Origin of the sequence: Nocardiopsis synnemataformans (assembly GCF_965343085.1) — a bacterium.
In the GTDB taxonomy this organism is placed as follows: Bacteria; Actinomycetota; Actinomycetes; order Streptosporangiales; family Streptosporangiaceae; genus Nocardiopsis; species Nocardiopsis alborubida.
Genome location: NZ_CBDRFA010000005.1, coordinates 138,605 through 157,200, shown reverse-complemented (window position 1 = coordinate 157,200; position 18,596 = coordinate 138,605). Strand labels below are relative to the sequence as shown.

Here is an 18,596-nt window from a genome sequence, read left to right as displayed (position 1 = left end):
ACCGGCGCTCCTCGCGGTCGGCGGGTTGGGGCGGCACGGAGGCGCCGCGCGGTTACCGGTGCCCCTCGCGGTCGGCGGCCCCCGCTCCGCCCTCGGAGGTCCTGCCGGCCCCGCCCACCAGCGGGGCCAGCACGAAGTCGGCCAGCGGGAACGCGTGCTCGTCCACGTGCTCGCGGGCGCGCTCGCGCTGGCCGGGACCCATGGTCAGCGCGTGCACCAGGACCATCCCGTACAGAGCCTCGGTGAAGGGCTCGGTGTCGGTGCCCGGGACCAGTTCGCCGCGTTCGACGGCCCTGCGCACCATGTCCGCCATCCCGTCGCGGTGCACGCGCACCAGCCGTTCCTGGAGGCCCACGAAGGTCTCCATCCCGGTGGTGGCGTCCACGGCCACGCGCAGGGTGACCCAGCCCGACGGGGCCAGGAAGTGGCCGAGCAGGGCCGCGGCCAGCGCGCGGGTGTCGCCGCGCAGGCTTCCGGTGTCGGCCGTGGCGGGCGGCCGGGTGTGCTCCTCGATGGCGTCGGCGAGCAGGCGCTCCTTGGTCGGCCAGCGCCGGTACAGGGCGGCCTTGCCCACCCCCGCCCGGCGGGCCACCCCGTCCAGGGTGAACGCGGCCCAGCCCGCCCTGCCGTACTCGGCCAGCGCCGCCGCCATCGCCCGCGGCGTGAGGCTGGGGTCGCGCGTGCGCCCCCGCCCGGTCCTCGGCGGTGTCGTTCTGGTGCCCCTCCGTGCTCGCTCACCCATGGGGCACGTTATGCCCAGGTAACGGCTGATGAAAATCCACGGCCCCGTCCACGTGGGCGTTCGCGGGCCGTGGCCGGTGCCGTCCGCGCGCCGTTCGGTTCCTGCGCCATCCGGTCCGCGCGCTATCCGGTCCGCCTGCTGTTCGGTCCGCACCCGCCCACCGGTCACGGCGTCCGGCGCACCGCCCGGTCCTCGGCGATCGCCAGCATCTGCTCCTGGCGCCGTTCCACGGCGGGCCGCTCCGGGTCCGCCACGTGGCGCAGCTCCCTGACGCGGCCGCGCCGGTTGGCCAGGGCCGTCGCCGCCGACCGCCGCATGCCCAGCGCCCCACCTTCGGAGGCCAGCGCCGCGCGCACCCGGTGCCGGTAGGCCTGCCGGACGGTGAAGTACACGGCCATCGCGGTCAGGAAGACCACCGCGACCTTGAACACGACGCCGCCGATCCCGTCGAACAGCGGCGAGTCCAGCAGCCAGTGCAGCGCCATCGCCAGGACCACCAGGAGGGCGGCGGCCACCGCCCGGCGCCTGCCGGGCCGCCACGCCACGGCCGCCAGCAGGCCCACGGCGGTGCCCGCGACCGCCGACATCGCCCAGTGCGAGCCCAGCCCGGTCAGGACCAACCGGACCACGGTCGTCTGCACCACCGGCACCAGTCCGCCGGTGCCGCCCGCCTGGACGATCGCGTTCATCGAGTAGACGAAGTTCTCCGTCACCTCGAAGCCCAGCCCCACCAGGGAGCCGATCACGAACCCGTCCACCGGGCCGCGCACCGCGGCGGGGAAGGCCACCGCGACCAGCACGATCCCGGCGAGCTTGAGCAGCTCCTCGTTGAGCGGGGCGGTCAGGGCCGCCCCCCAGACCTCGGAGAAGGGCAGTCCCAGGCTCTTGGCCCAGATCGAGCCCAGGCCCGCGTTGGCGATGACCCCGCCCGCCGTCGCGGCGGTCAGGCCCCAGGCCACCGCGGCCACGGAGGCGTCCAGGGCGGGGTCGCGCACCGGACGGATGCGGCGCAGCACCCAGAACCCGAAGGCCAGCGTCACCAGCCCCAGGAACACCGCCAGTGCCGCCTCGGAGAAGAAGACGCGCACCAGCCCGGTGAACCGCAGCGCCAGGTAGCCCAGGCCCACCGCGCACAGCACCCCGATCAGGACGAGCGCCGCCAGCGCGGGCAGCCGCTGCCCGCGGGCGTGCCTGCCCTCCGGCGGCCGCTCCGAGGCGTGCCGGGGTCCGGACTCGTCCTGGCGGGCGCCGCGCGGCGAGGGCACGGAGCCCCGGTCCGTCGCGGCCGGGCGCTCGTCGGGTTCGGGGTTCACGAGCCCTCCCGGGTGAAGGAGACCGAGCGCGCGACGTCGGCGACCGCGCTGAGGTCGGCCGGGGTCGCCTCGCGTCCGGCCAGGGTCATCTCCACGGCCAGCTGTCCGTCGGGGGAGGGGTAGACCACCGCGGCGCCGTCCCCCTCGCGGCTCTCCAGGGCCCCGGTGAGCCCCTCGACGCCGCCCCGGGTGGAGATGGCCTCGGGGTCGCCCAGGCGCGCCGTCGCCTCACCGGCGCGCACGATCCGCCGCAGGCCCGCCCACAGCTCCTCCAGGCTGGGCGGCGGCGAGGTCACGGGGGTGACCGAGTTGAGCGTCAGCTCCACCGGGCCCCGGTGGAAACGGTAGATCTGTCCGGCCTGGCTGGAACCGGTGTTCAGGTACCAGCCCTCCTGGGGGAAGGTGAGGGAGGCCCGGTAGTCGCCCGCCGATCCCACGGGCACCGGTTCGCCGGAGGGAACGGACTCCGAGCCGGGCAGGAGCGCGTTGACCAGCGGCCAGGCCACCACCAGCAGCGCGATCGCCGCCGCGGCCACGCCCAGTGGCACCCAGTTGCTGCGGGGGACGCGCCGCCGTGTGCGCGCGTCCTCCCCGGTCGCCTCCGCCATGGCGTTCCCCCTCGTCACCCAAAGTGATGCCCTGTCACGGCAAGCGAAACATCCGGGGGTGCGTGCGTTGGTGGCACGGCGTCGACTTGGCGCACGTTTACGGTGATTTCACCAATTCGGGGGATCGGCGAGAGGGCGCGGTGACCGGGCGGGAGCGCTCACCGGCGCGTGGGCATCAGGCCCCCGTTCCGCTCGGCGGCGTCGGACAGCGCCGCGACGAGGTCCATGTCGGTCCTCCTCGCGCTCGCGGCCCTCAGGGAGAGAGGGAGAGAAGGAGGAAGAGGGTGCGGCGCTTCCCGGGTCCGCCGTGGCCGGAACCGGTCGGCGAGAGAAACGGCGTTCGTACGCGCTGTTATCGTGACGACCGCATATCCGGTTCGTGTGCCTTCGGGCGCGCGCACGCCCTCGGACGGGCCAGGGAGCGGGGAAACACGTGAACAGCGAGGCGGGGACCTCCCCGGGCTCCTCCCGGGAGGGAAAGGCGCCCGAGACCGGCTCCGGCGGCGGGCACCGGCACGCGAATGCTCCCGAGGAGAGCCCGGAGCGCAGGGAGGGCCCCCAGCGCCGCGACGGCGAGGCGGCACCCCGGACCGGAGACCGGCCGAGGCGTCTCCGCGCGGCCCGGCCCCTCCTCTCCGCCCTCCTCGCCTGGGCCGGAGTGGGACTCGTCGCCAGCGCCCTCCCGCTCTCGGTGGCCCTGCTGTTCCTGCGGGATCCGGAGGAGGACCTGGGGCTGGGCCCGTCCCTGCTCGTGGCGTTCCCGGCCGGACTGGCGCTGCTGGTCCTGGTGCTGCGCCGCTCGGTGCCGCGGGAGGCCGGTCCGGACCGCGACCCCGCGGGGCCGCTCCACCTCACGGCGCTGGCGGCGGGTGCCGCGCTGCTGTCGTACCTGTCCTATCGCTCCTTCCCGCGCGACGCCTTCGCCCGGCTCACGGAGAACGGGGACACCTGGACGCCGTCGGTCACGGGAAGCCTCCAGTGGGTGGCGCTGTGCGCGTTCGCGCTGGGTTTCCTGGCGCTGCTCCTCGCCGTACGCCGCCCACGGTCCCGGCCGGGCGGGCGTGCCTGGACGGGGTTCGCCGCCGGTGTCCTGGCCGTGGCCGCGGCCGGGTGGGCGGCCGTCTCCGAGGCCACCCACCAGCCGGTGGAGCACGTGGTCGCCGCCCCCGGGGCCGCTCCGGGCACGCCGTCCACGGTGACCCGGGTGGGCTGGACCTGGGAGAGGCCCGAGGACACCAGGATCGAGCGGGTCGTGGCCGGACCGCGCGGGCCGGTCGTGCTGCTCGGGGACGGACTGGTCGGCCTGGACGGCGCGACCGGTGAGGAGCTGTGGACCTACCGCCTCCCCTTCGGCTGGCACACGAGCACGGGCGCGTCCATGGGGGGCGACCTGGCTTACGTGAGCTACCGGCAGGACCCCGACGACGGCGAGAGCGGGCGGATGACCGTGGTCGACACGGCCACCGGCGAGATCACCAGGGAGGTGTCGGCACCGCCTGAGGAGCGGTTCGGCACCGGGGACCACCGCTTCCTCGGTGTCCTTCCCACGGGCAGTCTCCACACGGGCTCCGACGAGGAGCCGGGGACACTGACCGCGTACGGCGACGCCGGAGAGGGCGAGCTGTGGACCTTCACCCCCCAGGACCCGGAGACCGCCTGTGACATGGAACGGCGGGTCCTTCTCCACGAGGACCTGATCCTGGCGGCGTACCTGTGCTGGGGGGAGTCGGATGTCCGGCCTCTCGTCGTCCTCGGCCTGGACGCGCGTACCGGGGAGCAGAGGTGGCGCACGGAGGTCGGGGACCCGTACCCGAGCGGCTCCATGCGGATCTTCTGGGAGGAGCACGTCGTGTCGGAGGGGGAGCACCCCGTGGTGGGCGTCGGTTCCGACTCCGGTCCCGTCACTCTGCTGGACCCGCGCACGGGCGCGGTGGCGGGTGAGTTCCCGGAGTTCCTGATGGAGGATGACGACGAGGCCAGCCAGGAGTACCGGGTGATCCGTTCGGGATACCGGGGACGCGTCCACGCCGACACCGGAGGCGCGGTTTATATCGAGCGGCACAGGAACGACGAGCACCTCGCCCATCACGTCGACCCCTCCGGCGCGCTGGTCCGCACCACCGTGGTCCCCGAACCGCCTTCGGGGCGGGACGAGATCCGCGACGCCGTCGCCGTGGGGGACACCCTCCTGGTACCGCACGAGGAGCAGGAGGCGGAGGGCGGCCAGACCTCGGCCTCCGTGCGCGTGGTTCCGCTCGGAGAGGAGCAGGGCGCGTCAGAGGACGGCGGGACGGTGATCGGGATCGGCTCCGCCGTGGACCTTCGGCTCCTGTCCGTCCCCGGTGCCGTCACCGCCTACGGCCTGGAAGAGACCACCACCGTGTACGGGCTGGTGCCCTGACCCGGCGCGTCCGACGCCCCGCCGCTCACCACCGCACGGGCAACTCGGCCAGACCACCGGTGAGCACGTCGCTTCGCACGCGCAGCCCCTCGACGCCGACCGCCAGACGCAGCCGGGGGAAGCGCGCGGTGAGCTGGGTGAGGACGGCGTGCAGCTCCAGGCGGGCGAGCGGGGCGCCGACGCAGTAGCGGGCGCCGTGGCCGAAGGCCAGGTGGGAGGCTCCGTCGCGGCCGATGTCGAAGCGGTGGGGGTCGGGGAAGGCGTCCGGGTCGTGGTTGGCGGCTCCGGTGTCGCACAGGACCAGCTCCCCGGCCCGCACGGTCGTGCCCGCGATCTCCATGTCGGTGCGGGCGTAGCGGGGGATTCCGCCGCCGCCCCGCCCCGGGAACCGCAGGATCTCCTCGACCGCGCCGGGTACCAGGCCGGGATCGCGGGCCAGGGCCCGCTGCTGGACGGGATCGGTGAGCAGGCACAGCACGCCCAGTCCGATCTGGGTCACGGTCGTCTCGTGTCCGGCGAAGAGCAGGGCCATGGCGAGCATGGCCGCCTCCTGTTCGCCCACGTCCGGATCCCCGGCCAGACGCGAGACCACGTCCTCGCCCGGGTCCCGGCGTTTGCGGGCCACCAGGTCCAGGCCGTAGGCGAACAGCTCGGCCAGTCCGCGTTCGGAACGGGTGCGGTCGGTGACGTCGGCGGCGTCGCGGGTCCAGGCGCGGAAGCGGTCGCGGTCGGCGTAGGGGACACCGAGCAGTTCGCAGATGACCAGGACCGGCAGGGGCACGGCGAGGGTGTCGACGAGGTCGGCCGGTCGGGGGCGTTCCTCCAGGCCGTCGAGGAGGGCCGTGGTCAGCTCCTCGACGCGCGGGGCCAGGGCGCGCACGCGTGCGGGGGTGAAGTGGGGGCGCAGTAGCGAGCGCATCCGGGCGTGGTCGGCCTTCTCGGTGGTGAAGTCGCCCTGGGGTCCGCCGAAGAGCGCGGACTCGCCGGTACGTGCGGCGGCGTCCGGGTCGGGGTGGGAGCGGCCCAGGCGCTCGTCGGCGAGCAGCGCTCGGACCTGTTCGTATCCGGTCACCAGCCACGCCTGGTCACCCACGGCGGTACGGACGCGGTGAACGGGCCCCTCCTCGCGCAGGACCTCCAGGAGCGGCGGCGCGGCGAGGGGGACGGGCCGGTCGAAGGGCAGCTGTGGGAGCACGGGATCCTCCATCTTGTTAACTCAGCTTTGTATACTCCTTCTTAAACAAAGCTATATGTAGACTCACTCGTAAACAAGGGGAGGCGATGGGGAATGGTCGACGAGCCGACGGTCGGGCAGCGCGGGGCCTCCCCCGTGCGGCGGATGCGCCGGACCGAGCGGCGCGCGCAGATCCTGGACGCCGCGACCCGGGCCTTCGCCCGTGGCGGGTACGCCGACACGTCCCTGGACGACGTGGCCGCCGAGGCTGGGATCAGCCGGGTGATCCTCTACCGGCACTTCGAGTCCAAGCAGGAGATGTACCGCGCGGTCCTGGACCGCGCGTGCGCGCGCCTGGGAGAACGGGTGGGCGAGGGGCACTTCACGGGCGCGAGCATCCCCGCCTTCCTGGAGGCCGCCGCCGCCGACCCCGACGGTTTCCGCCTGCTGTTTCGCCACGCGGCCCGCGAACCCGAGTTCCGCGACCTCGTCGACGGCCTGACCGCGGCCTCCGTGGACCTGGCCCTACGACAGCTGGCCGAGGTGATCCCCGATCCGGCCTGGGCCCGGTGGGCGGCGCGCCTGGTGTTCACCGTGGCCATCGAGGGCGCCATCGTCTGGTTGGACGAGGGGCGCCCCGACGCCGACCACGCCGCCGAGCGCATCGACGCGGCGGTCCAGGGCGTGATCGCCGCAGCCCGCGGACCGAGGTGACCTTCGGGTTTCCCCCGGGGCTTCGACGCGGTGGTGTGCCTGCGGGCCGCCGACTCCGGCCCGGCCCTCCCCGGAAGGCCCCGCGGACGCGCCGCACCCCACCGGATGCTCCCGGCCGAGCCACGGACCGGCTGGTAGTTTCGCCGCATGCGCGAACGGCTGACGGACCTGGAACCACGCCTGCACGACGCGCTGGCGGTGTGGGGCATCCACGCGACCGCGCTCGACCACGTCCCCCTGGGTTTCGGCGACCACCACTGGAGCGTCACCGACACCTCCGACCGCCGGTGGTTCGCCACCGTGGCCGACCTCGCCCACAAGTCCTTCCTGGGTCCGGACCCTGCCTCGGTGCGGCGGCGCCTCGCCCGGGCCATGGACACCGCCGCCCGGCTGCACGACGACGAGGGGCTCGGGTTCGTCGTCGCGCCCCTGCGTACCCCGGGCGGGGACACCGTCGTCCCGGTCGGCGACCGGTACGCGCTCAGCGTCTTCCCCCACGTGGAGGGCGAGTCCGGCGACTTCGGTCAGGAACTGGCCGACGACCGGCGGGCCCGGCTCCTGGACACTCTCGCCCAGCTGCACCGGAGCGCTCCGGGCGACGCGCCCGACGTCGAGGACCGGCTCCCCGGCCAGGACCGGCTGGCCGCGCTCCTGGACCGCCCCGCCGCGATCGGCGACGCGGGACCCCACGCCGCGCCCACCGCCGACCTGCTCGCCGAGCACGCCGCGGTGCTGCGCGAGCGCCTGGCCGAGTCCGACCGCGGCGCCGCCGCCCTGGAGGGCGCGGCCGCGGTCCTCACCCACGGCGAACCCCACCCCGGCAACCTGCTGTGGCGCGGCGACCGCCCGCTCCTGGTCGACTGGGACACCGTCGGCCTGGCCGTCCCCGAACGCGACCTGTGGCTGGTCACCGACGACCCCGCCGAACTGGCCCGCTACACCGAGGCCAGCGGGCACGAGCCCGACCGCGCGCTGCTGGGCCTGTACCGGCTGCGCTGGGACCTGCGCGACGTCGTCGAGTTCGTCGACTGGTTCTCCGCGCCCCACCAGGGCGGCCCCGACACCTCCCAGGCCTGGCGTGACCTGGTCCGCACCGTCGAACGCCTCGGCTCGGGGGAGCGGTCCGGCACCCGCTGACACCGCCGGGATCCGGCGGCCCCGGCGGGTCGCGGCCCGCCCGCACTGCCTGTGGTCGGTAGCATTCCCCTGACTCTCAGTGACCGAAAAGAGCTGTCACCGATGCGGCCGGGCCGGATCCGGCCGACCGGGCACGCCACGGACCCGACCAGGTGTTGGAGCGACGATGAACCTGCCCCTCAGCAACCGCGACCTGCCGCTGCGCGTCATCACGGGGGCGTTCGTCCTCAACTCCGGACTGGAGAAGCGCGGCGCCGACGAGGAGACCGCGCAGGGCCTCCACGGGATGGCGGCGGGGACCTACCCCTTCCTCAAGGACGTCGACCCCACCACCTTCGCCCGGCTGCTGTCGGCCGGTGAGATCGCCCTGGGCGCCGCCCTGCTGATCCCGGTCGTCCCGAGCCGCGTCGCGGGCGCTGGCCTGACCGCGTTCGCCGCGGGCCTGCTCGGCCTGTACCTGCGCACCCCGGGCATGCGGCGCCCCCAGAGTCTGCGCCCGACCGAGCAGGGGCTGCCCCTGTCCAAGGACGCGTGGCTGCTGGGGGCCGGGCTCAGTCTCCTGCTGGGCAGCGACACCGGCCGGGACTCCTCCCGGAGCTCCTGCCGGCGCCGCCGCTGACGGTCGAGGCCGACGCCGTGCCGGTGTTCACCGGTTGGTTTCGATCGTGGGGACGAAGACCCGCAGGGCCGCGTGCCGCTTGGTGAAGACCACCGTCCGCGAGCCCTCCACGACCTCGCCGTCCACGGCCAGCAGCCTGGGCTCGCTCGGGATGGTCAGCGTCAGCCCCGTGGTCAGCCGCTCGGAGTAGCCCTCGCCGTGCGCGAACTTGCCCAGCAGCACGTCCGCGACGGCGCGCAGCCGCGGGAAGGGCGCCCGGGCGGTGAGCACCCGCACGTCCAGCCGCCCGTCGTCCAGCTGCTCGCGCAGCGCGGGCACCCGCCCGTGCGTGCGGTAGCGGCAGTTGCCCACGAACGCCCACCACACCTTGGTGGACTCGCCGTCGACGACCGCGGAGATCGGGCTCACCTCCCGCAGGTCCTGCCACAGGGCCAGCGCGAACGCGGGCCACTTGCCGATCCGGTCGGCCCATTTGTCTCGCCGGTCCACCATGCGCGGGTAGGAGCCGAACGAGGCCGTGTTGAGGAAGATCCGGCCGTCCACCTCGCCCACGTCCACCCGGGCCAGCCGCCCGTCGTCGAACGCCCGCAGGGCGATGTCCACCGAGGACAGCCCCAGCGTGCGGGCGAAGTTGTTGAGGGTGCCGTCCGGCAGCACCAGGAGTGGGCAGTCGTGGTCGAGCGCCGCCCGCGCCCCGGCGTTGACGGTGCCGTCGCCGCCCGCCACCGCCAGAACCTCGCTGGTGCGCGCCGCCTGGTCCATGACCCCGACCACGTCGTCCTCCGCGGACAGCGGGATGATCCGCGCTTTGGGCAGCGCCCGCGCCACCCTGCTCGTGACGTCGGCCGCGGTCAGCCCGGGCACCGTGCCCGAGGCCGAGCGCGGGTTGACCACCACCGTCACCCCGGACCCCTCGCGGTCCACGTCGGTCTCCCCGTCGGTGACGGTGCGCGCGCCGAAGACCAGTTCGGGGCGGGGCGGCACCACCGTTCCGGCGAGCAGGGCCGCGCCGCACCCGATGGCCACCCCGGCGAGCACGTCGCCGGGGTAGTGGACGCCGCTGTGCACGCGTGAGAACGCCACCCCGCCCGCCAGGAGGGCGACCAGCCCGGCCAGCGGCTTGGGCGCGTCCGTCATGACCCCGGCCGCGTAGGCCGCGGCCGCGGCGGTGTGCCCGGAGGGGAAGGAGGTGCTCGGGTAGGAGCGGTAGGGGCTGCGCGCGGCCGGGACGGCCGAGTTGTCCGGGCGGGTGCGCCCCGACAGCTGCTTGACCCCCGCCGAGACCAGGTTGGCGGTGCCCGCGGCCAGGATCGCGCGCAGGGCGGTGCGCCGCAGCCTGGGGCCGCCCGTGGCGGCGAGGGTGGCCGACATCAGGAACCACGGCGCCATGTTGTCCGTCGCCTGCACGAACTTGGGGGTGTAGGCGTCCAGGGCCGCGGGTCCCATTCCCGTCACGCGGTCGTAGACCTTCTTGTCAGCCCGTTGGAGTCGACTCATAAGGTTCATCGCCCCAGAGTGGGCAAAGTGCCGTCAGATGTCCATAAGGGCGCGCCCGCAGGAGAACCTCCAGTGTGTTGATGACATCACACATGATGTTGGTTTCGGTGGGAGGCAGCCGCCGGAGGCGCGGTCCGCGCGGTGGTGAACGGCGCGGTGTCGGAGTGCGCGCGGGAGCGGCGGAGGGAGAGGTCGGCGCGATGTCCAGGGTGACCGGGAACTCGGGCTTCGTCTGGGCGGCCGTGGTGGTGCTGGTCGTGGTGGCCGCGCTGGTGGTGCAGACCGTGCGGGAGAACTCCGGCCACGTGTGCTGCGCGATCAACCCGGACCTGTACCTCGACGTCCAGCGCGGGGAGTTCGGCCCGCCCGGGGCGGCCGTCCCGGCCCGCATGGAGGTCGTGGAGGTCGCCGCCCTCGCCGACCGCACCCGCACCACCGTGTCGTTCGTCAACGAGGGCGAGGAGCCCGCGGAGTTCGACGCCTCCTACTTCACCGGTGACGGCGGCTCCACCGGCGGCTTCCGGATCCTGGACACCGCCGACCGGCGCCACTACGGCGTCCACCCCGACCTCGGTGGCGGGACGGCGGGACGGTACGTGTGGGAGCCCGGTGTGGAGTACCGGATCGAGGTCCACTCGCCGCCGCTGGAGGAGGGCACCGACACCGTCACGGTGCTCGCTCCGCACGGGACGGCCTGGTACCACGACGTGGCGGTCGTGGACGGTGCCGCTCCGCCGTCCCCGCCCGCCCACGAACGGCCCAGCTGGGGCGAGGTGGTCGCCCTTCCTGTGCGGGAGGGCGCGCCGCGACCGCTGGAGCGCGACTGGGTCCCCCTGTTCTGGCCGGAGGCCACCGAGCGCGCACCGGAGGCTCCGGTGGACGAGGCGGGGCCTTCGCCGACCGGGGACGGGCAACGGTTCGCCGAGGGCGGCCGGGTCTGGGACATGTGGGTGGACGCGGTCTTCGACAGGGACGGGTTCGCGGTGGTGAGGTTCCAGGTCACCCTGGTCTCGGGCGAACCCCCGCGGGCCGGGGCCGACGGCCTGCCCGCCCCCTGGGAGCTGTCGGTGGCCGACCCCGCCACGGGCACCGTGCACCACGCGGTGCGCGCCGGGGACCCGGAGGGGACATACCGGCTCAGCGCGTTCTCCTGGGACTCCTTCACCCGCGCGGGCCAGACCCTGGAGGGCCACGTGTACGTGCCCGGCTTCGACGCCGGGGTCGAGCGGGTGGACGTCGACGCCGGGGTGTTCGGGGTCTTCACCGACCGCCAGGTCCACTAGCCACCGGGCAAGAAGGGTTCATCCGCCGCTTCGGCGGCCCTGACCTCCGGCGCGACCGTGCCCTCCCCCCTTATCTCCTCCTCTTCGAGACCTTTTCGTGACTATGCGGACCAATCCGCCTGGTTCCCGGTACCGAATCACTTCCGCCACACAACCCCCGGAAGTGAAGAGGACGCATTGGGCACAGGGCAGCACACCCTCCGCCGACGCAGGGTCGCGGTCATCGGCTCCGGCGTCGCCGGACTGACGGCGGCGCACGTCCTGCACCGGGACGACGACGTCACCCTGTTCGAGGCCGACGACCGTCTGGGCGGGCACGCCCACACCCACCGGATCGACGGCGGACCGGGCGGCGAGCTGCGGGTCGACAGCGGCTTCATCGTGCACAACAGGCGCACCTACCCCCACCTGCTGCGCCTGTTCGACGAACTCGGCGTGCACACCCAGCCCACCGAGATGAGCATGTCGGTCAGCTGCCGGGGCTGCGGCCTGGAGTACGCGGGCGCGCGCGGCATGCGGGCCATGCTCCCCAACCGGTCCCGGCGCAGCCCCGCCTACCTGCGCATGCTCACCGAGATCCCCCGCTTCCACCGGGCCGCCCGGCGCCTGCTCGCCGCGCCCCCGCCCCCCGGCGCGGCCGAGCCCACCCTCGGCGCCTTCGTGCGCCACCACCGGTTCACGCCCTACACGGTCGCGCACTTCCTGCTCCCGCTGGTGTCGGCGGTGTGGTCCTGCCCGCCCGGCACCGCCACCGACTACCCCGCCCGCTACCTGTTCTCCTTCCTGGCCAACCACGGCATGCTCAGCGTGTGGGGCTCGCCCCGCTGGCGCACCGTCACCGGCGGCTCGCACGCCTACGTCGAGCGCGTCGTCAAGAACCTGCACGCGGTGCGCACCGGAACCCCGGTCACCTCCCTGGCCCGCACGGCCCAGGGGGTGCGGCTGCGCGCCGGGGACGAGGCCCTGGACTTCGACGCCGCCGTCGTGGCCACCCACGCCGACCAGGCCCTCGCCCTGCTCGCCGACCCCACCGACGCCGAACGCGAGGTCCTCGGAGCCTTCGGCTACTCGCGCAACCGCACCCTGCTGCACACCGACGCCTCCGTCCTGCCCGCCGACCGGGAGGTCTGGGCCAGCTGGAACCACCGCCTGGCCTCCTGCGAGCCCGACACCGAGCCCGTGCGCGTGAGCTACCACATGAACCGCCTCCAGCGCCTGGACGCCGACGAGCAGTACGTGGTCACCCTCAACGGCGCCGACGAGGTCGACCCCGACCGGGTCGTGGCCGCCATGGACTACGCGCACCCCGTCTACACCCCCGCCTCCCTGGCCGCGCAGCGGCGGCTGCCCGAGCTCGACGACCGGGTCGTCGCCTTCGCCGGGGCCCACCACGGGTGGGGCTTCCACGAGGACGGGTGCCGCTCGGGGGTCCGGGCCGCCGCGAGCCTGGGAGCGCACTGGTGACGCCCGCCCCGGCGCCCGCGCTGTACGAGGCCACCGTCCGCCACGTGCGTTCCGAACCCGTACGCAACGCCTTCGCCTACGGCACCTACTACTGGCTGGTCGACCTCGACGACCCGCCGCGCCTGCGCTGGCCGCTGCGCGCCCTGGCCGGGTTCCGCTCGGGAGACCACACCGTGGACGGCACCCGTGCTCCGGCTGACGCCCGTGCCTCGGTCGGCACCCGTGCTCCGGCCGACGCCCGTGTCCCGGCTCGCGCCGCCGCTGACGCGCCCGTGCACGGGCGCACCGCGCGCCGCGGCCGCGACCGCGCCGACGGCTGGGCGCGGGAGCTGCGCGCCGACATCGACGCCCTCCTCGCCGGGCACGGCGTGGACCTCGAGGGCGGCCGGGTGCTCATGCTCGCCCACGCCCGCGTCCTGGGCCACGTGTTCAACCCCCTGACCGTCTACTGGTGCCACCACCGCGACGGCCGCCTGAGCCGCGTCGTCGCCGAGGTCCACAACACCTACGGCCAGCGCCACCGCTACGTCCTCGACGTGGACGGCCACGGCCGGGCCGAGGCGGACAAGGCCATGTACGTCTCCCCGTTCAACGCGGTGGACGGCCGCTACCGCCTCAGCCTCCCCGAACCCGGTGAACGCCTCGCGCTCACCGTCGCCCTGCACCGCGACGGGCGCCCGCCCTTCACCGCCTCGGTGCACGGCCTCCGACGCCCCGCCACCACCGCGTCCCTGCTGCGCAGGGCGCTGCGCCACCCCCTCGCGCCGCTGGTCGACGCGCTGCGCATCCGGCGCCAGGGCATCGGCCTCTACCTGCGCGGGCTGCCCGTCCAGCCGCGCGGGGACACGCACACACCAGCGACCGAACGGAAGGCCAGGACACGGCCATGACCACGACCAGCCCCCACACCCACCCGCCCCTGGACGCGCGGCGCTGGCCCGACGTGGCCCGGGTGCCCGGAGGCCGCCTGCGCGCGGCCGTCGCCCGCGCCATCGTCCGCCACGCCACCGCGCGCTCGGGCGTGCGCGTGCGCGCCGGCTCCGCCGCGCCCACCGCCGACGACGGCGCGCCCACGCTGGAGCTGCGCGACCCCGCCGCCTTCCACCGGCGTCTGGCCGCGGGCGGCCTCATCGGCTTCGGCGAGTCCTACATGGCCGGGGAGTGGGACTCACCCGACATCGTCGCCCTGCTCACCCGCCTGGCGGCGGGCTACGAGAACCTCGTGCCGCGCCCCCTCCAGCCCCTGCGCCACGTCACCCTGCCCCGCAGACCGGCCTCGGACCGCAACACCCGCGCCGGGGCCAAACGCCACATCAGCCACCACTACGACCTGTCCAACGACCTGTTCGGCCTCTTCCTGGACCGGACGATGACCTACTCCTCCGCGCTGTTCGAGGACGGCGAGGCCCGCGACCGCGACACCCTGCCCCGAGCCCAGGAGCGCAAGATCGACCGCCTCCTGGACGCCGCGGGCGTGGCCGAAGGCGTCGAACTGCTGGAGATCGGCACCGGCTGGGGCGAACTGGCCGTGCGCGCGGCCCGCCGCGGCGCCCGCGTCACCACCGTCACCCTCTCCGCCGAGCAGCGCGACCTGGCCGTCGAACGCGTCGCCGCCGCCGGGCTCTCCGAGAGGGTCGACGTCCGGCTGTGCGACTACCGCGACGTCACCGGAACCTACGACGCCGTGGTCAGCGTGGAGATGATCGAGGCCGTCGGCGAACGCTACTGGCCCGCCTACTTCGCCGCCCTGGACCGGCTCGTGCGCCCCGGCGGACGCGTGGGCCTCCAGAGCATCACCATGGAGCACGCCATGATGCGCGCCTCGCGCGGCTCCTACACCTGGATGCACAAGTACGTCTTCCCCGGCGGACTCATCCCCTCGGTCACCGCAGTCGAGGAGCAGCTGCGGGCGGGTACCTCCCTGAGCATCACCGACCGGCTGTCCTTCGGCCGCGACTACGCCGACACCCTGCGTGTGTGGCGCGAGGCCTTCACCGACGCCGCCGAACAGGTGGACGCCCTCGGCTTCGACGCCACCTTCCGCCGCATGTGGTCCTTCTACCTCGCCTACTGCGAGGCCGGTTTCCTGTCCGGAATCATCGACGTCGAGCAGATCACCATGGAGAAAGCCCGTTGAGTACCACCGCGACCCCCGCCCCGCCCCGCGGAGCCGCCCACTTCCTCGCGCCCCTGGCCGCCGGGCTGTTCAACGGCGTGCTCCCCGTCCGGCTGCGCGCCTGGGACGGCAGCGAGGCCGGTCCCGCCGACGCCCCGCTGGCGGTGCTGCGCGACCGCGACGCCCTGCGCCACATCCTGGCCCGCCCCGGCGAGCTGGGCCTGGCCCGCGCCTACGTCACCGGATCGCTTGACGTGGAGGGCGACCTCACCGACGCCCTGAGCCGGGTGTGGGCGAGCGTGCGCGAGAACGGCACCTCGCTGCCGGGCCCCGCCGAGTGGGCCCGCGCGGCCCGCACCCTCCTGGCCCTGGGCGCGGTGGGCACCCCGCCGCCCGCCCCGCTGGCCGAGGCGCGCCTGCGCGGGCGCCCGCACTCCAGCGAGCGCGACGCCGCGGCCGTCTCCCACCACTACGACGCCGGGAACGACCTGTACGAGCTGCTCCTGGACGAGTCCATGGCCTACTCGTGCGCCTACTGGACCAGCGACGACCCCGGCTACACCCTCGCCGACGCCCAGCGCGACAAACTCGACCTCGTCTGCCGCGAACTGCGCCTGGGCAGGGGCGAGCGCCTGCTCGACGTGGGGTGCGGCTGGGGATCGCTCACCCTGCACGCCGCCCGTCACCACGGCGCGCGCGTCACCGCCGTCACCCTCTCCGCCCGCCAGCGCGACCACGTCGCGGCCCGTGTCCGGGAGGAGGGCCTGGCCGAACTGGTCGACGTGCGCCTCCAGCACTACCGCGACGTCACCGACGACGGCTTCGACGCCGTGGCCGCCATCGAGATGGGCGAGCACGTGGGCCGCGACGAGTACGCGCCCTTCGCCCGCCGCCTGCACGACCGGCTGCGCCCCGGCGGGCGCCTGCTCGTCCAGCAGATGTCGCGGCGCGGCGCCCAGCCCGGCGGCGGCCCGTTCATCGAGCGCTACATCGCCCCCGACATGCACATGCGCCCCCTGGGCGAGACAGTCGGGCTGCTGGAGGGCGCCGGGCTGGAGGTGCGCGGCGTGCGGGCCATGCGCGAGCACTACGTGCGCACCGCCCGCGCCTGGCTGGAGGTGCTGGAGCGCCGATTCGACGAGCTGGTGGCCCTGGCCGGACCGCAGACCGCCCGCGTGTGGCGGCTCTACCTGGCCGGGGGCGCGCTCGCCTTCGAGGAGGGACGCATGGGAGTGGACCAGGTCCTGGCCGTGCGCCCGGACCGCGCCGGGAGCCGCTGATGGGCACCTTCGCACTCGCCGTCACGCTGGGCGCGTCCGCCCTGGCCGTGCTGGTGCTCATGCTCGCGACCTTCGCCCTGGCGCTGCGCCTGGGCAGGCACAGCGTGGTGGACGCGGCCTGGGGGCTCGGGTTCACCGTCGTGGCGGCGGTCGGCGTCCTGACGGCCTCGGGCGACCCCGCCCGCGCCTGGCTGCTGGCCGGGCTCACCGCCGTGTGGGGGATGCGCCTGGCCGTGCACATCGGCCTGCGGAGCCGGGGCAAGGGCGAGGACCCCCGCTACGAGCGCCTGCTGGACCGGGCCCCCGGGAACCGGAACGCCTACGCCCTGCGCGTGGTCTACCTGCTCCAGGGACTCCTGGTGTGGCTCGTCGCCATGCCGGTCCAGGTGGCGGTGCACACCGGGGCGCCCCTCCTCGGATCCCCGCAGGTGTGGCTGGCCGTCGCCGGTGCGGCCGTGTGGCTGCTGGGGTTCGTGTTCGAGACGGTGGGAGACGCGCAGCTGGCCCGGTTCAAGCGCGCCCCCGCCAACAGCGGGCGGATCATGGACCGCGGTCTGTGGGCGTGGACCCGCCACCCCAACTACTTCGGCGACGCGTGCGTGTGGTGGGGGTTGTTCCTGGTCGCGCTGTCGGGGTCGTGGTGGGTGCTGCTCACCCTGCCCGCGCCCGTGGTGATGACCTACCTGCTGACCCGGGGTTCGGGCCAGCGGCTGCTGGACGAGCACATGGCCGGTCGGCCCGGGTGGGCGGAGTACGCCCGGCGCACGAGCGCGTTCGTGCCGATGCCGCCCGGCCGGGGCTGAGCCCCCGGGACCGTCGTGACCCCCGTCCCGGGGCCCTCACGGAAGGGGGAGGGCCCCGGGACGGGCCGCCGGGGCGCGGCACCCCGGTAGCCCGCCGGATCCGCCGCGCCGTCCGGCGAGGCCGGCTCTGGTACGGCAGCCCGGCACCTCGATACCCCGGGAACCTGCCGGACGCCCGGGAACGCCCGGGGCGGTCAGCTCTGGTGCGGAACCACCACGGCGCGGCCGAAGACCTCCCCGGCCTCCAGCCTCCGGTAGGCCTCCAGGGCGTTGTCCAGGGTGAACCGCTCGACCTCCGGCCGGATCTGCCCCGCCCGGTACATGTCCACCACCTCCCACAGCTCTCCCACCGTCCCCCAGTAGGTGTTGGTGACGTAGGACTCGTAGGGGTTGGTGAAGAACGAGAACTCGTGCGTGCCGCCCGCGATCCCCACCACGGTCAGGCGCCCGCCCTGGGCCATCGACGCCGCCGCGGTCGCGATGGTCGGCGTGATGCCCACGAAGTCGAAGGCCGCGTCCACGCCCCGGCCGCCGGTGATCTCGCGGATCTCCTCGACCTGGCGGTCGCCCGCCCCCACGGTGACCGCGCTGTTGCGCTCGGCCCAGGCGCGCGGCTCGGCCTTGACGTCGGTGGCGATCACCGTCGCGCCGGTCAGCGCCCGCAGGATCTGCACGCCGATCTGCCCCAGTCCGCCCAGGCCGATCACCAGGGCGTGCCGACCGCCGCCCTCCAGGTGCGGCAGCGCCTGCTTGATGGCGTGGTACGGGGTCAGGCCCGCGTCCGACAGCGGCGCGGCGTCCACGGGGTCGGCGTCGCCCAGGGGGACCAGGTGGTGGGCGGGCACGGTCACGTACTCGGCCATGCCGCCGTCGCGCCCCAGGCCCACCGCCAGGTAGGGCATGGTCGCCGCGTTCTCGCAGTAGGTGTCCTGGCCCCGGACGCACATGCGGCAGTGCCCGCAGCCGATCGGCCCGTAGGCCATGTAGGCGTCGCCGATCCGCACGCGCTCGCTCACGCCGTCGCCGAGCGCCTCCACCCATCCGGAGTTCTCGTGTCCCAGGACGAACGGCGGTTTCTGCGCCCCCGCCTGCCCCTCCTTGAAGTGGCGGTACACGCTGACGTCGGAGTGGCAGGCGCCCGCTCCCGCCACCCGCAGGAGCACCTCGCCCGGACCCGGCTCGGGCTTGGGAACGTCGGTGAGTGAGGGGAACCGCTCGTAGTTCTCGAAGACCACGGCTCGCATGGAGTACCTCCAGGCTCTCGCGGAGAACGGGCACCGGTGCGCACGACGGTGGCACTCCCGGTGTCCGTATGGCCGCTCGACGCTGTCCGTCCAGTTCACGGCTGTCTGCCAACGCATCTACCCGAAAGCGTCCGGTCTTATTTGTCGGTTACGTCCGGATTCCGCCGTGTGCTGTACGGCCGGGAGTAGTGCCACCACCAC

16 protein-coding genes are annotated in these 18,596 nt (G+C 74.4%); 10 read left to right on the top strand and 6 right to left on the bottom strand.

What is annotated here, in order from left to right:
* Positions 1–52: 52 nt before the first annotated feature.
* From ACSIH6_RS04325 to ACSIH6_RS04315, 3 genes are all read right to left on the bottom strand, one after another.
* Positions 53–742 (bottom strand): TetR/AcrR family transcriptional regulator, encoded by a 690-nt coding sequence (locus ACSIH6_RS04325; protein ID WP_435106799.1) that lies wholly within the window; start codon positions 740–742, stop codon positions 53–55.
* 164 nt (positions 743–906) lie between these two features.
* A complete protein-coding gene (locus tag ACSIH6_RS04320; RefSeq protein WP_435106797.1) occupies positions 907–2,055 on the bottom strand; it encodes a PrsW family intramembrane metalloprotease in 1,149 nt (382 codons plus the stop codon).
* Positions 2,052–2,663, bottom strand: a complete 612-nt coding sequence (locus tag ACSIH6_RS04315; protein WP_435106795.1) for a hypothetical protein — start codon at positions 2,661–2,663, stop codon at positions 2,052–2,054. Before ACSIH6_RS04315 ends, ACSIH6_RS04320 begins: the two co-directional genes overlap by 4 nt.
* Positions 2,664–3,096: 433 nt before the next feature.
* Between ACSIH6_RS04315 and ACSIH6_RS04310 the strand changes: the two genes are divergently transcribed.
* The gene (locus ACSIH6_RS04310; protein ID WP_435106793.1) at positions 3,097–5,064 is read left to right on the top strand and encodes an outer membrane protein assembly factor BamB family protein; all 1,968 of its coding nucleotides are present in this window, start codon (positions 3,097–3,099) and stop codon (positions 5,062–5,064) included.
* A 25-nt stretch (positions 5,065–5,089) separates the two neighbouring features.
* Here the strand turns inward: ACSIH6_RS04310 and ACSIH6_RS04305 are convergent, their stop codons facing one another.
* Positions 5,090–6,259: a cytochrome P450 gene (locus tag ACSIH6_RS04305; RefSeq protein ID WP_435106791.1), complete on the bottom strand. Its 1,170-nt coding sequence runs from the start codon at positions 6,257–6,259 to the stop codon at positions 5,090–5,092.
* A gap of 93 nt (positions 6,260–6,352) precedes the next feature.
* On the opposite strand from ACSIH6_RS04305, the gene ACSIH6_RS04300 reads away from it, so the two are divergent.
* The 3 genes from ACSIH6_RS04300 (at position 6,353) to ACSIH6_RS04290 (ending at position 8,708) form a co-directional block, all read left to right on the top strand.
* The gene (locus tag ACSIH6_RS04300; protein ID WP_435106789.1) at positions 6,353–6,952 is read left to right on the top strand and encodes a TetR/AcrR family transcriptional regulator; all 600 of its coding nucleotides are present in this window, start codon (positions 6,353–6,355) and stop codon (positions 6,950–6,952) included.
* Positions 6,953–7,099: 147 nt separating this feature from the next.
* Complete coding sequence (locus tag ACSIH6_RS04295) at positions 7,100–8,089, top strand: phosphotransferase (RefSeq protein WP_435106787.1); 990 nt, start codon at positions 7,100–7,102, stop codon at positions 8,087–8,089.
* Positions 8,090–8,255: 166 nt separating this feature from the next.
* A complete protein-coding gene (locus ACSIH6_RS04290) occupies positions 8,256–8,708 on the top strand; it encodes a hypothetical protein (protein WP_435106785.1) in 453 nt (150 codons plus the stop codon).
* A gap of 27 nt (positions 8,709–8,735) precedes the next feature.
* Here ACSIH6_RS04290 and ACSIH6_RS04285 read toward each other — a convergent pair whose 3' ends face one another.
* The gene (locus ACSIH6_RS04285; RefSeq protein ID WP_435106857.1) at positions 8,736–10,205 is read right to left on the bottom strand and encodes a bifunctional phosphatase PAP2/diacylglycerol kinase family protein; all 1,470 of its coding nucleotides are present in this window, start codon (positions 10,203–10,205) and stop codon (positions 8,736–8,738) included.
* A 200-nt stretch (positions 10,206–10,405) separates the two neighbouring features.
* Between ACSIH6_RS04285 and ACSIH6_RS04280 the strand changes: the two genes are divergently transcribed.
* From ACSIH6_RS04280 to ACSIH6_RS04255, 6 genes are all read left to right on the top strand, one after another.
* A complete protein-coding gene (locus ACSIH6_RS04280) occupies positions 10,406–11,488 on the top strand; it encodes a hypothetical protein (RefSeq protein WP_435106783.1) in 1,083 nt (360 codons plus the stop codon).
* Between the two features lie 177 nt (positions 11,489–11,665).
* Entirely contained in the window at positions 11,666–12,952 is a 1,287-nt protein-coding gene (locus ACSIH6_RS04275; RefSeq protein ID WP_435106781.1) for an NAD(P)/FAD-dependent oxidoreductase, read from the top strand.
* Positions 12,949–13,842, top strand: coding sequence for a DUF1365 domain-containing protein (locus ACSIH6_RS04270; RefSeq protein WP_435106779.1), 894 nt, complete (start codon positions 12,949–12,951; stop codon positions 13,840–13,842). Before ACSIH6_RS04275 ends, ACSIH6_RS04270 begins: the two co-directional genes overlap by 4 nt.
* Positions 13,839–15,089, top strand: a complete 1,251-nt coding sequence (locus ACSIH6_RS04265; protein WP_435106777.1) for a class I SAM-dependent methyltransferase — start codon at positions 13,839–13,841, stop codon at positions 15,087–15,089. Before ACSIH6_RS04270 ends, ACSIH6_RS04265 begins: the two co-directional genes overlap by 4 nt.
* The gene (locus tag ACSIH6_RS04260; RefSeq protein ID WP_435106775.1) at positions 15,086–16,348 is read left to right on the top strand and encodes a class I SAM-dependent methyltransferase; all 1,263 of its coding nucleotides are present in this window, start codon (positions 15,086–15,088) and stop codon (positions 16,346–16,348) included. The genes ACSIH6_RS04265 and ACSIH6_RS04260 overlap by 4 nt, the downstream gene beginning before the upstream one ends.
* The gene (locus ACSIH6_RS04255; protein ID WP_435106773.1) at positions 16,348–17,151 is read left to right on the top strand and encodes a DUF1295 domain-containing protein; all 804 of its coding nucleotides are present in this window, start codon (positions 16,348–16,350) and stop codon (positions 17,149–17,151) included. The genes ACSIH6_RS04260 and ACSIH6_RS04255 overlap by 1 nt, the downstream gene beginning before the upstream one ends.
* 194 nt (positions 17,152–17,345) lie before the next feature.
* Here ACSIH6_RS04255 and ACSIH6_RS04250 read toward each other — a convergent pair whose 3' ends face one another.
* Positions 17,346–18,395: an NAD(P)-dependent alcohol dehydrogenase gene (locus ACSIH6_RS04250; protein WP_435106771.1), complete on the bottom strand. Its 1,050-nt coding sequence runs from the start codon at positions 18,393–18,395 to the stop codon at positions 17,346–17,348.
* Positions 18,396–18,596: the final 201 nt, after the last annotated feature.